The sequence below is a fragment of the Brevibacillus sp. FSL L8-0520 genome (assembly GCF_037963895.1).
GTDB lineage: Bacteria > Bacillota > Bacilli > Brevibacillales > Brevibacillaceae > Brevibacillus > Brevibacillus borstelensis.
In genome coordinates, this window is sequence record NZ_CP150171.1 from 1,867,423 (window position 1) to 1,879,666 (window position 12,244).

13 protein-coding genes are annotated in these 12,244 nt (G+C 52.7%); 10 read left to right on the plus strand and 3 right to left on the minus strand.

What is annotated here, in order from left to right; all coding sequences use genetic code 11:
* Positions 1 to 29 precede the first annotated feature (29 nt).
* Entirely contained in the window at positions 30 to 2,018 is a 1,989-nt protein-coding gene (locus NSQ24_RS09305; RefSeq protein WP_339167675.1) for a bifunctional 2',3'-cyclic-nucleotide 2'-phosphodiesterase/3'-nucleotidase, read from the minus strand.
* A 191-nt stretch (positions 2,019 to 2,209) separates the two neighbouring features.
* On the opposite strand from NSQ24_RS09305, the gene NSQ24_RS09310 reads away from it, so the two are divergent.
* On the plus strand, positions 2,210 to 2,779 hold the full coding sequence (locus tag NSQ24_RS09310; protein ID WP_003387591.1) for a BofC C-terminal domain-containing protein: 570 nt from the start codon (positions 2,210 to 2,212) through the stop codon (positions 2,777 to 2,779).
* Between the two features lie 60 nt (positions 2,780 to 2,839).
* On the opposite strand, the gene NSQ24_RS09315 is transcribed toward NSQ24_RS09310, so the two are convergent.
* Positions 2,840 to 4,030 carry a hypothetical protein gene (locus NSQ24_RS09315; RefSeq protein WP_339167676.1) on the minus strand — a complete coding sequence of 397 codons (1,191 nt, stop codon included), beginning with the start codon at positions 4,028 to 4,030 and terminating at the stop codon, positions 2,840 to 2,842.
* 60 nt (positions 4,031 to 4,090) lie between these two features.
* Here NSQ24_RS09315 and NSQ24_RS09320 point away from each other — a divergent pair, with 60 nt between their 5' ends.
* The 9 genes from NSQ24_RS09320 (at position 4,091) to yajC (ending at position 11,643) form a co-directional block, all read left to right on the plus strand.
* Complete coding sequence (locus tag NSQ24_RS09320) at positions 4,091 to 4,282, plus strand: hypothetical protein (RefSeq protein WP_003387589.1); 192 nt, start codon at positions 4,091 to 4,093, stop codon at positions 4,280 to 4,282.
* 142 nt (positions 4,283 to 4,424) lie between these two features.
* A complete protein-coding gene (ruvC, locus tag NSQ24_RS09325) occupies positions 4,425 to 4,925 on the plus strand; it encodes a crossover junction endodeoxyribonuclease RuvC (protein ID WP_003387588.1) in 501 nt (166 codons plus the stop codon).
* Entirely contained in the window at positions 4,922 to 5,539 is a 618-nt protein-coding gene (gene ruvA / locus NSQ24_RS09330) for a Holliday junction branch migration protein RuvA (protein ID WP_243014538.1), read from the plus strand. Before ruvC ends, ruvA begins: the two co-directional genes overlap by 4 nt.
* 4 nt (positions 5,540 to 5,543) lie before the next feature.
* Entirely contained in the window at positions 5,544 to 6,545 is a 1,002-nt protein-coding gene (gene ruvB / locus NSQ24_RS09335; protein ID WP_003387585.1) for a Holliday junction branch migration DNA helicase RuvB, read from the plus strand.
* Positions 6,542 to 6,760: a DUF2905 domain-containing protein gene (locus NSQ24_RS09340; protein WP_171506119.1), complete on the plus strand. Its 219-nt coding sequence runs from the start codon at positions 6,542 to 6,544 to the stop codon at positions 6,758 to 6,760. Before ruvB ends, NSQ24_RS09340 begins: the two co-directional genes overlap by 4 nt.
* Before the next feature lie 193 nt (positions 6,761 to 6,953).
* Positions 6,954 to 9,035, plus strand: coding sequence for a SpoIID/LytB domain-containing protein (locus tag NSQ24_RS09345; protein WP_039069859.1), 2,082 nt, complete (start codon positions 6,954 to 6,956; stop codon positions 9,033 to 9,035).
* Between the two features lie 38 nt (positions 9,036 to 9,073).
* Positions 9,074 to 10,102, plus strand: coding sequence for a tRNA preQ1(34) S-adenosylmethionine ribosyltransferase-isomerase QueA (gene queA, locus NSQ24_RS09350; RefSeq protein WP_003387582.1), 1,029 nt, complete (start codon positions 9,074 to 9,076; stop codon positions 10,100 to 10,102).
* Positions 10,103 to 10,189: 87 nt separating this feature from the next.
* Positions 10,190 to 11,320, plus strand: coding sequence for a tRNA guanosine(34) transglycosylase Tgt (gene tgt, locus NSQ24_RS09355; protein ID WP_003387581.1), 1,131 nt, complete (start codon positions 10,190 to 10,192; stop codon positions 11,318 to 11,320).
* Between the two features lie 11 nt (positions 11,321 to 11,331).
* Positions 11,332 to 11,643, plus strand: a complete 312-nt coding sequence (gene yajC / locus NSQ24_RS09360) for a preprotein translocase subunit YajC (protein ID WP_003387580.1) — start codon at positions 11,332 to 11,334, stop codon at positions 11,641 to 11,643.
* A 105-nt stretch (positions 11,644 to 11,748) separates the two neighbouring features.
* Here yajC and NSQ24_RS09365 read toward each other — a convergent pair whose 3' ends face one another.
* Positions 11,749 to 12,120, minus strand: a complete 372-nt coding sequence (locus NSQ24_RS09365; protein ID WP_003387579.1) for a TIGR04086 family membrane protein — start codon at positions 12,118 to 12,120, stop codon at positions 11,749 to 11,751.
* Positions 12,121 to 12,244: the final 124 nt, after the last annotated feature.

Consider the following 12,244-nt stretch of genomic DNA (forward strand, 5'->3'; position numbering starts at 1 on the left):
CGAAGGTGCCGTATAAAAGCCGCTCCTGCTTATTTGGAGCCTGCTTTGGAAAGATCGATGCTGAACTTCGCAAATCCGCTTTCCAAGGTGTTCAGGTATTTCAGATGAGGCATTTTTTCCGCGAATGGTTTTGCATCCGGAGAGGTGGTAAAGGTTACGTTTACCTTTTCTTTCACCGGAGCGAAGGACCAGTTGTTGTCCGCAGCCGGGTTGATTTCTTTTTGGCTAAGGATATAGTCGATCACGATTTGACGGTTTTCGTCAGGAGAGTCGATGACAATGGTGGTACCATCAGCGCCCGGGAATTTCCCGCCGTTATTCGCGCGGTAGTTGTTGGTGACGATGATGAATTTATCCTCCGGTTTGACTGGCTTTCCTTCGTATTGCAGGTTTTTAATGCGGTTTGCATTCGGATTGACCACTTTTCCTTCAAGGTCGAACTTGGACGGCTGGGTTACATCGATTTGATAGGTTACGCCGTCGATCACATCAAAGTTGTAAGTCGGGAATGCTTCATTGATGAGCGGTTGCTCTTCTGTTTTCTTCACGTCAATCTGGTTGAACTGACCGGCGGAGCGCTCCAGCCAATCCTTCAATTGGGCACCGTTGACCAGTACGCCTTTCAGCGTGTTCGGATAAATGTACAGGTCGGACACGTTTTTGATCGCGATCGTACCAGCAGGGATGTTCGTGTAGTAAGCGGCTCCGTTGCGGCCGCCTGCTTTAAACGGTGCACCCGCAGACAGGACAGGGATGTTTTCGTATTCCGTTCCTTTGATATTTTTCTCTACGAACCATTTCTGTGCATTGGTCACGATCTGGATGGACGGATCATCCTGTACCAAAGCGAAATAGCTGAAGATGGGGGAGGTTGTGGTACCTACCGAAGAGCGCACCCATGCGACCGTGTGATCGTGATCTTCCTTCACCGCTTCGACGATCTTCTGGTCTGCATCAGCAAGCGATTTTTTCTCTGTTTTGTCATAGATAGGCACCGCTTTGGTAGTAGCTTCAGCTACAGTCCATTTGCCATTTTCCTTTTTCAACGTGAGATCGATCACACCGAGATGGCTGCCCCAGAATCCGGGCATGACTGCCGGTTTTCCGTTGATCAGCCCTTTTTCGTTGTCTACGCCAGGGATGTTTTCAAAGCCGGCTCCCGGGAATACAGAGTGGGAGTGGCCGAACAGAACGGCGTCAATGCCGTCTACTTTGGTCAATTGGTAGCTGGCGTTCTCCAGGCCAGGGCCCGCTTCTACCGGTCCGATGCCCGAGTGAGGGATCGCGACGATCAGATCGGCACCCTTTTTCTTCATTTCCGGAACAAATTTTTTCGCAGTTTCCACGATGTCCTTGGCAATCACTTTGCCTTGCAGGTTCTCTTTATCCCAGTTCATGATTTGCGGAGGCACGAAACCGATCACGCCGACCTTGAGCTTCACGTCTTTGCCGGCCTCATCCTTGAAGGTGCGGTCCAGGATCAGGTAAGGCGTAAAGTAGTTTTTGTCGTTGTCAGGATTTTTGTCCTTGTCATCTACGTAAACGTTTGCATTTACATACGGGAATTTGGAGCCCTTCAGGCTGCGCTGGAGGTGTTCAAGCCCGAAGTTGAACTCATGGTTTCCGATATTCCCCGCATCGTAGTTCAACAGATTCATGGCTTTGTATACAGGGTGGGTTTGTCCATCTTTCAGCGGCTCAATCTTGGCTACATAATCACCAAGAGGATTGCCCTGGATCAGGTCGCCGTTGTCGAAAAGCATGGAGTTCTTTGCTTCGTCACGAGCTGCTTTGATCAGTGTTGCGGTTTTTGCCAGTCCGAATTCATCCGTCAGCTTGTCCTGGTAGTAGTCGTAGTTGACGATGTTGGTATGAAGGTCAGTCGTTTCCAGGAGACGCAGTTTAAGCGTAGCTTCCGCATTTGCGCTTACCGTATTGTACGGGAAGGACAGTACGCCGACAGCTAGAGATGCAGTCAGTAAACAACCGACAAGCTTGCCTGTGCTCACCTTTTTCATAAATTAGCATTCCTCCATTAATAAAGAAAAATATGACAATCACAGCCAGTTTATCATCGAATGAAAGGAAATGGTAGAAATTCCTTTGTGAATTTGTCGTAAAGATGGGAATGTTGGGGAATGAGGGTATGCTTTTCTTCCATTTCGGCCAAAATGGTAGGAAAACGAGGCAGAAGGGGTTCTATGGAAAAATGAGACGGCAGTGGATGATCTACACGTCGTGGGCTGCTGCTCTGGCAGCTGGTTTGGCAGGAGGCGTTTTGCTTGACAATATGTTTGGAAAACAGCAGGACGGACTGCTTTTTCTCAAATCGTCCGAAAGCGTAGGGGCGATGAGCAACAGCTATCAGGTCGTTCTGGCGAAAACGTATCTGTGCGGTGTCAAAAAAGAAGAAGTCTCCCAGATTCCGCGAAACGAGCTGGCGCAAACCTTGGCTGCGCATAATGGCTCGGAGATCGTGGCGGCCGAGGCGGACAAGCTGATTTTGTACAAGCGCGAGAACGATATTGCGCCCGAGTGCAAGGAGAACGGCCACTTCGGAATATCCAAGGACGGGATGCTAACGCTGTTCAACGGCTTGCCAGAGGAGGCGGAAGTCGTCCAGACGTTTTACCGGATTAATACGGAAAAAATGGAGGCAAGGCTGTCGAAAGAACAGGTGGCTTCACTCAAAAAAGGCATCCGCGTCCGCGACCTGGCTGAGTACAACAGCGTCCTGTCCACTTTTGGCGAGTTCCAGATCGGTGCAGGAAATGAGTAGAAGGCTTTCCCTTGCAACAAGGGGAGCCTTCTTTTTCTTCTGGGAGGAAATGCGGGAAGCTTATTCTGCTGTTATGCTGCAGATTCGCCACGGGTCAAGCGGAGACAAGCGGACCAGCGAAAAGGTCCACAGTTCTTTTTGTTCAGGTCCTTGCCGGTAAAAAAAGGAGACGCGAACAGGGATTTCGGCAGTAAGCGAGGCATCGTCATGCCACTGATCAAGCTCATTTTGCCGCTTGATGGAGTCGATGTTCTCCAAAAAAGGAGGCAGCGGGTATGGACCAGCCGCTACTTTGAGGGAAAAGAAGTCGTGCTCGTGCAAGGAGGTCAGAAAATAATCGACCAATTGCCGCGGGTCGGCTGTTTGAATGGCTTCGTACAGCTTTCCGGACGCTTTCAGTATCATCAAGCTGTGACCCGGATCCGGTTCGGTTTTTCGATGGGTGGAGCTTCCTTGAAAATGGATGCAGAAATGGCCAGGAAACTGGTTTCCCGGGATCCCTCCTGCTCCGTGAGGCATGCCGTGCATGGAAGCCGCGTAGTGCTTTCCGTTGACCCGGACCAGAATGGCCCGTCTCTTCCAGCTCCACTTCCCTTGATAAATCTGTTTCATGATCAGTGTGTCTTCACGGGTAAGGGGCTGCACATCGGCATGCCTGCTTCCTGCCCGCCGCTGTACGCGAAAGCTCTTGCCGGTCTCCAGATCAATCACAGTCGCATAGCTCATGCGCTTGAATTCTTGGCGAGCCTCGCTCCAGGGCGTCGGTCTTCCATAGTGCCTGGCTTCCAGCAGGGATACATATGAATCGAGTTGCCCGAACGTTTTCGGGGAGAGACGCACAGCCCTTTTTCGCTTCCGATCGTAGAACAGGCTGTCGAAGCCAAGCAGGTACGAATCCGCGCCAATTTGCACAGTAGCCCGTACAGGATAAGGCTCCTGGGCAGGATTGCCTGTCGGACTATGCGTGATTGCCCGAGCCAACCCGCTCTTCTGTTCAACGGCGAGCCGGGAAACAAAAGCGGCGTTTGGCGAGACGCTGACGCTGATGGTCATTTCGTTGCGTTTTTTGGCAGCAGCTGCGGCAGGCTGAGTAAAGGATAAAGCTAGGGATAAAAGCAAAAACAGCAGAGAACGAAGCAGGTTGGCCACCTCCAGGCGAGAAGCTTTTCCTTTTCTTGTCTTAGTTTGCGCCAGAGAGGATAAGAGTGTGCATCCATTGCAAGCGAGGCAGGGACAAATTTTTGCCATCATAACAAGAGGCATCTTTCCCCATACTGATGTCAAGCGGCGGTCAAGGAGGAGTCTTTCAGCATGTCTTCGATGCCGAGAGGAAGCTACAAAGACCAGTTCCATCAGCGTTTGTACGTTCAATTAAACCAGGGGCACAACAAGCTGAACTATCGTCAGATCAACCAGATCCAGGAACAGATGCGAAATGATGTGGATGAATATGCACACATGCAGCATGACGAGGCTGATGCGCTTGGAATGAACAAACACTAGCTGCCGCCGCAAAGTCCGCCCCAGACCGGGGCGGATTTTTTCGTGTGACGAATGCAGACCAAGATGGAAATGCACGTTCGCTTTTTCCGTCCTTTATGGTACAGTAAAAGACAGAAATCAAAACTACATGGAGTTGTGAGCCATGCACATCATCGGGATTGACCCCGGAATTGCGATTGTCGGCTTTGGGGTGATAGATAAACAAGGCAATCAGTTGAAGCCTGTTCAATACGGCAGCATCCAGACAGAGGCGGGCTTGTCGGTTCCGCTCAGACTCAGGCAAATCTTTGAGGCCATGCAAACCTTGCTCGATACATACAAACCGGATGAGATGGCAGTAGAAAAACTGTTCTTCAACAAAAATGTCACGACAGCCTTTACAGTAGGCCAGGCGCGGGGAGTCATCCTGCTTGCGGCCGAGTTGGCGGGTATCCCGGTATACGAATATACGCCGATGCAGGTAAAGCAGGCTGTTACCGGATACGGAGGAGCAGAGAAGAAGCAGATACAGGAGATGACCAAAATGCTGCTTCGATTGAAGGAAACGCCAAAACCGGACGACGTGGCCGATGCTTTGGGAATTGCCATTACCCATGCGCAATTTCGAACATTTATTTCCCTTGCGGAAGGAGTACGGAAATGATTGATTTTGTGGAGGGCACGCTTGCCTATCTGGATACTGACTTTGTCGTGGTGGAAGCGGGGGGGATCGGTTACCGCCTGTTTTGTCCAAACCCCTATCATTTTGTTCGGTTCGAGGGGGCGAGGACCAAGCTTTACACCCATCATCATGTTCGTGAGGATGCCATCCTGCTGTACGGCTTTCTTACGAGGGAGGAACGGGACCTGTTCCGCAAGCTGCTGGATGTCTCCGGGATCGGTCCCAAGGGCGGCCTTGCGATTCTGGCCGCAGCGACTCCTGAACAAATCGTCATGGCAGTCCAACAGGAAAATGTCGCTTATTTGACGAAATTCCCGGGGATTGGGAAGAAAACCGCCCAGCGGCTCATCCTCGATCTGAAGGATAAGCTCACCGCCTTTACACCTTCCGCCTTCCAGACAGTAGCTGCGACAGAGCTCAAGGCCGGGGAAACAGCCGCTTCTGCTCTGCAGGAGGCAGTGGATGCGCTTGAGGCGTTGGGCTATTCAGACCTGGAAATCCAAAAAGTGCGCGGAACGCTATCGGAAGCGGCCAAAAATGGCGCAGGGGTCGAGCAATTAATCAAACAGGGGCTTGCCTTGTTTATGAGGGGGTAGCGAAGTGGACCAGCGCATCATTACGACACAAATGAACTGGGAGGAGGATGCGGCAGAGCTCAGTCTTCGCCCTCGTTATTTGCATGAATATATTGGTCAACAACAAGCGAAAGATAATCTGAAGGTGTTTATCGAAGCGGCCAAGATGCGCAAAGAAGCGCTTGACCACGTATTGCTCTACGGGCCGCCGGGCTTGGGGAAAACGACGTTGTCACAGATTATCGCCAACGAGCTGGGTGTCAGCATCCGGACAACGTCAGGACCGGCGATTGAACGGCCAGGAGACTTGGCGGCAATCCTGACCAATCTTCAGGAAGGCGACGTGCTGTTTATCGATGAGATCCACCGCCTCAACAGAAGCGTGGAGGAGGTATTGTACCCGGCGATGGAGGACTTTGCGCTCGATATTATTATCGGGAAGGGGCCGAGTGCCCGCAGTGTCCGCCTGGATCTGCCTCCGTTTACGCTCGTGGGTGCGACCACACGTGCCGGGATGCTTTCCTCACCGCTGCGCGACCGTTTCGGGGTGGTAAACCGCCTGGAATTTTACACAGTGCCGGAATTGACGTTTATCGTCAGCCGGGCCGCCGATATCCTGCAGATCGGGATTCGCGAGGAGGGGGCCGCCGAGATTGCCAAGCGCTCACGTGGAACCCCGCGTGTGGCCAATCGCCTGTTAAAACGTGTCCGGGACTTTGCACAAGTACAAGGCGACGGCGTCGTGACGGCCCAGATCGCCAGGGAAGCGCTGGAGCGGCTGCAGGTGGACGCCTGCGGGCTGGATCATATCGATCACAAGCTGCTGCTCGCCATCATCGACAGATTTGATGGAGGACCGGTCGGCCTTGACACGATCGCCGCTACGATCGGGGAAGAAAGCCAAACGATTGAAGACGTCTGCGAGCCCTACCTGCTCCAGATCGGCTTCATGCAGCGAACGCCGAGAGGGCGCGTCGCCACACCAGCCGCCTATGAACATTTCGGTCGGGAGATGAAAAAAACATGAATCCGGTAGCCAAACTGCTCATCATCGGAGGGGCTGTACTGATTGTTGTTGGCCTTTTGTGGCAAATCGGGGGACGATTTTTGCCTTTGGGCCGTCTGCCTGGAGACATCGTGGTCGAAAAAGAGAATTTCAAGTTCTACTTTCCGGTCGTCAGCTGCATTGTGATCAGTATCGTGCTAACATTGGCTTCCTATTTGTTTCGCTTGTTTAAATGAGGAATAGATGCGAAAAGCCCGCGTTCTCGTTGACGCGGGTTCATTGCTATGTGCAGATGCACGCATGACTTGCATCCGAGGACCTAAATTGTACAGTCTGGGCAGGAAATGGCCTGTTTTTGTCGAAAAACATGGGAGTTCATGCCAAAATTCGACTTTTCAACAATTCAGGTGAGAGGAAGGACAAGACGTCATGTGGAAGCGGAAGATTGGAAAAGTCCTTTCAGCGGGCCTGTTATCGGTTTCGCTACTGGCGGTGCAGATACCGGCCGATGCAGCCGGGGATACGATACGGGTTGCGCTGTTTATTGATAATGGACAGGGATACCGGGGAGTGGTTCCTTCGGTGACATTGACAGCGGCTGGCGGGTTGGAAGTATCCATGAGAACAAAAGACGGGGCTGCAAAACTGCCGGCCTTGACAGGAGATACAGCCAGGGTACGGGTAGATGAATATCATGTGCAGGCAATCGAAACAAGCGATCTCAACCGGGCTCAGCAGGTTGCTCAGCAACTGAGTCAGCGAAAGATAGACGCCGCCATCCAGCAAAGCGAGCAAGGCGGCAAACGGATGTACCAAGTAGTCAGCGGCACCTACGACACCTTGCAAGCGGCCTCGGCGCAAGCCAAGTCAATCGCGCAAGCTACCGGTCAGCAGCCGGTGGTAAAAGGGCCGATGCGAGTGGAAGCAGGGAGATTCGGCAGTTTGAAAGAAGCGCAGGACTGGCAAACCGCCCTGTCCTCTACCGGGATATCCGCCTATCCGGTCATTTTACTCGATGGCGGCAAGCTGTCCTACGCCGTTTGGTTGGGGGACGAGGTAAGCAAAGATGCGGTGCAAAAGCTGGCGAATAAAGCCGCATCCGCATTTCCCGGGTTTTCCTATCAAGAGGCGGCCAGCAAGTCCTATGTCGTTCTGAAAAAAGACATGCTTGGCTCGGAAGCAGTCTGGAAATACGCTTTTTCTCCGCAGGCGTCACTGACTGTAAAGCCGGAGAAAGGGGGCTCCCAATCGCTAATCGAGGTGGAGGAGCGGGATGGCCGAAAGTATCGCGGGAAAATTGAACTCTCGGAATACAAAGGCAATATGGCGGTTGTCAACGAACTGCCTCTGGAGCAATATCTATACGGCGTAGTTGGCTCGGAGATGGCGCCGGGCTGGCCGTTGGAGGCTTTGAAAACACAGGCCGTCCTGGCTCGGACGAGAGCGGTCGGCCAGGGGAACAAGTACGGAATTGCGAACCTTTCTGATACAGTCTTTGAGCAGGCGTATTACGGATTTGACAAAGAGTCCAAAGACATCCGCAAAGCTGTGGACGAAACCGAAGGAGAGGTCATTACCTATAAAGGCAAGGTGGCCGAATCGCTCTTTTATTCCAATGCCGGAGGTTTGACCGCTGACGGCACGGAAGTATGGGGAAATGAGGTTCCTTACATTCGTTCGGTCATGAGCGATGATACGGAACCGTTGGAAAAGGCGGCATTATGGTACCAGGTTTCGCTCGGTGACGGGACCTTCGGGTTTATCCGCAGCGATCTCGTCCGGGAAACCGGCTTAACCAACGCACTGGGGCTGAAAGAGGCTGTCGTGACTGGTGACGGCACCAACCTGCGCTCCGGCCCGAGTACCGCTTATCACCGGGTGTTGACCTCCCTGTCCGCAGGGACAAGCGTTACAATCGTAACAGAAGAACCGGAGGAAAATGCCTACAGCTGGACACGGGGGCCTTACACGGCTGAAGAGGTGACCGCAATGATCAATGCCAGCCAGGACAAAAACAAAGGGCCGCGCATAAGCGGTGTCGTACAGACCTTGCGTGTTACAGAGCGCGGACCATCCGGCAGGGTGCTGGAAATGGAAGCCAACGGCCGCCCGCTGAAGGTCTCTTCCCCGGATGCCCACCGTTCCATTTTCCAGCAAGGCGGAGCGGCATTGAGAAGCACAAAGTTCGACGTGGAAGAGACGGGGACATTTACAGTGTTGGGCGCTGGCGGCAAAACTACTGCCTATCCCAAATACGGGAGCGTCATGGCGATTGGAGCCGATGGCTACGCTTCGTCTGCCAATGGATACAATGACCAGTTCCTCATTTTAAACGGTTCAAATGAGTGGCGGGTCGCGACAAAGCAGCAGATGTTCCTGTTCCGCGGGACCGGTTATGGACACGGTCTGGGCGTGTCCCAATACGGTGCCAAAGCGATGGCCGAGAGCGGGTATGACTATCGGCAAATCTTGCAACACTACTACCAAGACATTTCGATTGAACAGTACTAGAATAGATACGACAACTGACAAACGAGGAGTAAGAGCTTGTGGACGTACAACAATTTGACTTTGAGTTGCCTGAACGATTAATTGCCCAGCATCCGCTGGAGGATCGAACTGCTTCGCGCCTGCTCGTCATGAACAAGCGAACAGGAGAGCTGGCTCACCGTCAATTCACCCAATTGATCGACTACCTGAATCCGGGAGACGTGCTCGTTTTGAACGACAGTCGTGTCCTCCCTGCGCGCCTGATCGGGGAGAAGGCTGACACAGGTGCAAAAATAGAGGTCCTGCTGCTCAAATCGCTTGGAGAAGACCGCTGGGAAACGCTGGTCAAGCCGGGCAAGCGGGTGAAACCGGGCACGGAGGTTGTGTTCGGCAACGGGCAATTGCGCTGTGTGTGCGAGGACGTGACAGAGACGGGAGGCAGAATCGTCCGGTTTCATTACGAGGGAATCTTTTACGAGATCCTGGATCAGCTCGGTTCGATGCCGCTCCCGCCATACATCCACGCCCAACTGGACGACCAGGAGCGGTACCAGACAGTCTATGCCAAGGAGCGGGGCTCGGCAGCGGCTCCGACAGCAGGGCTGCATTTTACGGAAGCGTATCTAAAACGGCTGGAAGAAAAGGGAGTGCAAATCGCATACATTACGCTTCATGTCGGTTTAGGCACTTTTCGTCCGGTGACAGCCGATCTCGTGGAAGAACACGTCATGCATAGCGAGTACTACGAGATTCCGCAAAAAACTGCTGAAATCGTCAATGCCGCCAAGGCGGAAGGAAGGCGGGTGATCGCGGTCGGAACGACATCCTGCCGGACGCTCGAGACGGTCGGACAGGCTCATGACGGCAAGCTTGCTGCCGAATCGGGATGGACGGACATTTTTATTTACCCGGGCTACCGCTTCCGAATCATCGACGGTCTTTTGACCAACTTCCATTTGCCCAAATCAAGCCTTGTCATGCTGGTCAGCGCTTTGGCAGGACGGGATCATATCATGAACGCCTACCGGGCCGCTGTCAAAGAGGAGTATCGCTTCTTCAGCTTCGGCGATGCCATGCTGCTGATTTAAAACCGGGGAAAGCCCGGTTTTTCTTGTGCTCAGGAGCCAGTTTCTATATAATAGGAAGGAATTACATTCTTGAGGAGTGTACATAATTTGGCTGTCCGCTACGAACTAATCAAAACCTGCAAGCAAACGGGGGCCCGCCTCGGGAAGCTGCATACGCCGCATGGGACCATCGACACTCCTGTATTTATGCCGGTGGGTACACAAGCGACCGTAAAAACCATGAGTCCCGAGGAACTGAAAGAGCTCGGGGCCGGTATTATTCTCAGCAATACATACCATCTTTTCTTGCGTCCCGGACATGAAATTGTCAGGGAAGCAGGAGGATTGCACGGCTTTATGAACTGGGATCGCGCCATATTGACCGATTCGGGCGGTTTTCAGGTCTTTAGTCTGAGCAATTTGCGCAAGATTACGGAGGAAGGCGTCTCCTTCCGTTCCCATCTGAACGGAGAAAAGCTGTTTATCGGTCCGGAGGAGGCCACGCAGATTCAAAATGCCCTGGGTGCCGACATCTTCATGGCATTTGACGAATGTGCCCCGTATCCGGCCGAGTACGATTACGTGAAAAAATCAATGGAACGAACGAGCCGCTGGGCTGAGCGTTGTCTGAAAGCGCATACCCGCCCAAATGAGCAAGCCCTGTTCGGGATTGTGCAAGGCGGCATGTTCAAGGATCTGAGGGAGATAAGCGCTCGCGATCTCGTATCGATGGACTTTCCCGGGTACGCGATCGGGGGACTGAGTGTCGGTGAGCCGTTCCCGTTGATGTATGAGATTCTCGAGCATACGGTTCCGCTGCTGCCGACTGGCAAGGCTCGCTATCTGATGGGGGTAGGCTCACCTGATGCCCTGATCGAGGGAGCGATGCGAGGCATTGACATGTTCGACTGCGTTCTGCCTACGCGGATTGCGCGAAATGGGACATGCATGACGAGCCAGGGACGGCTTGTGATCCGCAATGCCAAGTATGCCCGGGACTTCGGGCCACTCGATCCGAATTGCAGCTGCTACACCTGCAAGAACTACACCCGCGCCTATATCCGTCATTTGGTGAAGGCAGAAGAGACGTTTGGCATCAGGCTGACTACGTATCACAATCTGCACTTCTTGGTGAACCTGATGAAAGAGGTTCGCCAGGCGATTGCCGAAGACCGCCTCGGCGATTTTCGAGACCAGTTTTTCGCTCAATATGGATTGAGTGAAGATAGATCTTTTTAAGGAGGACTCCCATGGAAGGTTTACAACAATTTTTACCCCTTATCATCATGTTTGTGATTTTTTATTTCCTGCTGATTCGTCCGCAGCAGAAGCGGCAAAAACAGCGTAATGCGATGCTTGCTTCCATCAAAAAAGGGGACAAGGTTGTGACAATCGGCGGTGTGCACGGAACGATTCAGGATATCTCTGACGACACCGTTACACTGCGTATCGCGCACAACGTACATGTCACTTTTGACCGCGGCGCCGTAAACAACGTGGTATCCAGCAGCAATGAGCCGGCTTCCGAGTCCAAGGAAGCGAAGGAAGAGTCGAAAGCATAGATGGCAAAGGAAAAAGAGGGTACTCCAAGTCCGTACAAGACGTGGAGCTGCCCTCTTTTTTGCGCCTTCGTTTGCATGCAAGCCATTTTATGCATGCAAGCCATTTTACCGCTTCGAGGTGGAGTTGACCCCCATGATCCCGCCAAAGGATGCCAGCAGAAAAGCGCCAATCAGGTAGAAAAAGGTCCCCCATTGCATCGGGGCATCAAAACCGAGAAATCCGATCAGGATCACCAGCAGGAAATAAAAGAGTCCTGTCAGACCGCCATAATACCAGCCTTTGCCGCCGCAACGGCGTCCGGTGACGTATCCGCCGACCAAAAGCCCGATCGCATTGATCACATAAGTGAAATAGGGCAGGGAGCTTTCGCGTATGGATGTGAAAGAGAGAAGTAAGGCAGCCATCAAGGCGCCCAGCAAGACCAGACCAAGCGTGTACAAAAGACCAGCAAAGACTGAAGTGGAAGCACTCCGCAAGGATAACCCTCCTTACTCGTCACGTTTGTACCATCTATATGAAAGGCTTGACCCGGGTATTCATCTTCGCGTTGAACATCATGAAGAATTTTCGTAGAATGGATGAGGAACCAGACGGGGGTGA